This is a genomic window from Streptomyces sp. DH12 (genome assembly GCF_020873895.1).
Taxonomy (GTDB): Bacteria; Actinomycetota; Actinomycetes; order Streptomycetales; family Streptomycetaceae; genus Streptomyces.
Map to the genome: position 1 here is coordinate 1 of NZ_JAHWGT010001496.1, position 405 is coordinate 405.

1 pseudogene is annotated in these 405 nt (G+C 74.6%); it reads right to left on the bottom strand.

Annotated features, from left to right (window positions below):
* Positions 1 to 405: pseudogene (locus LPA54_RS40745) on the bottom strand (hypothetical protein); the annotation flags it as partial.

Consider the following 405-nt stretch of genomic DNA (forward strand, 5'->3'; position numbering starts at 1 on the left):
ACCTCGGCGCCGGGGGCGAGGTCGGCGAGGGCGCCCGGGCGAAGACCGAAACGGGCCGGGGTGAGGACGAAGTCGTCCTCGGCGCCGTCCTCGTAGGTGCGCACGAGGTTCGGCGCGAAGCCGAGCAGTTCGTCGGCTCCGGCCTCGTTGGTGCACAGCCACACCGTGCGGCCGGTGCGGCGCGAGACGTGCTCGGCCGCCTGGCGCACCCCGGTGACCAGCCGGGCGTCGGAGACGCCGGTGAGCTGCGCGTCGGCCGGCACGTCGGCGAGGAACGGCCCGAAGGTGTTGACGAACCGGGCCAGCGGCCGGAAGTCCAGCGGCAGCACGCTGCGGGCCAGCAGCGCGATCTCGGCCGGGTAGACGGAGGACCCGGTGAACGCCAGGCCAAAGCGTGCGAGCGTC